Source organism: Oleiphilus sp. HI0066 (assembly GCF_001635725.1).
This window is the reverse complement of sequence record NZ_LWFH01000256.1, coordinates 1-1,267: the sequence shown is the minus strand read 5'-3', so window position 1 is coordinate 1,267 and position 1,267 is coordinate 1. Positions and strand designations below refer to the sequence as shown.

General features: G+C 45.4%; 1 protein-coding gene and 1 pseudogene. One reads left to right on the top strand and one right to left on the bottom strand.

Annotated features, from left to right (window positions below; genetic code table 11):
* A partial coding sequence (locus A3738_RS03935) for a carboxylesterase (protein WP_068763373.1) occupies positions 1 to 867 on the top strand: 867 nt, incomplete at its 5' end.
* Positions 868 to 906: 39 nt separating this feature from the next.
* Here A3738_RS03935 and A3738_RS30510 read toward each other — a convergent pair.
* Positions 907 to 1,267, bottom strand: a pseudogene (locus A3738_RS30510) (glycerophosphodiester phosphodiesterase); the annotation flags it as partial.

The following is a 1,267-nucleotide window of genomic DNA, read 5'->3' as shown; positions in this document are numbered from 1 at the left end:
CCATACTCTTTTATTGATGTAGCGCCGATTCTTGCGGAGCAAGGTTTTGTTGTAAGAGCGATTTTATTAGCGGGTCATGGAACGCGTCCGGCTGACTTGTTGTGGGCAAGCGAACGCGATTGGCAAAAGAGCATTGATCAACATGTAGCTTTGCTCAAAAAAGAATTCGACGAAGTGTGGCTGGGTGGTTTTTCTACTGGTGCAAATCTAGTGACTAGCGTTTCTCTTGAAGATGAAAGCATTAATGGTTTATTGCTTTATGCGCCAGCATTTCACCCTACCAGTAATCTGGTTCGCTTCTCTTCTTTTGCCTCTTATTTTATTGATTGGGTGGATGTTGACCCTGAAGAAAATATCGCACGCTATGATTCGCTGACGGCTCAGGCTGCTGCGTCCTACTACGCAACTGTTGAGTCATTGAATGATGAACTAGTGCGAAATGCGTTTGATCGACCTGCAATGTTGATTCTTAGCGAGGCAGACAGCGTGGTAGATAGCCAAGCTGTGGCAAATACCTTTCATGAAAAATTTACTAACGAAGATAGTCGACTAATTTGGTTTGGAGAGCCTCTACATATTAATGATGCGCGAGTTCATGTCCTAAATGCAAAGGTGCCAGAAATGCGCGTTAGCTCAATATCACACATGGGACCTTTGTTTTCTCCTATGAACCCTTATTACGGTGAGAAAGGCGAGTATCGGCATTGTAATAACGGCCAAGGGGTGGAAGTTTCATTGTGCCAAAACGCAACGCAAGTGTGGTACTCGGCATACGGTTATCAGGAAGCAGGTAAGCTTCATGCTCGCTTGACCTTTAATCCTCATTTTAATGAGACGAAAAGTCAGCTCTCTGATTTTTTGAGATAGTGTGCTGCTAGCGGGTTTTCCAGCAGCACACAGACGAGATTACAAATTCATGCAGTTCGCATAGTAGGTCGTTGTTGCTGGCCAGTCTGAAAAAATACCGATGATGCCAACGTCTTTCGCTAGCACATCGAGCACTTCATACATGTCTCCATCAGTATCAATGACGTCAGGATTACCAGTGCTGCCGTTCGTTGTTTGGTAGTACCAACCACCATTGTTTTTCAGCAGTCCAGATCGCTCAATCGTCCAAGTGATAAGGTCTAATCCTGCTTGTTTGGCATTCATTGCATAGTCAGACGGGATAATTTCGCCATGCGCGTTAACCTCGAGCAACATCCACATCGGAGGGGCGAGTACATTGACGCCATCAGCTACCCAAGACTCCATTTCAGCAAGGCTG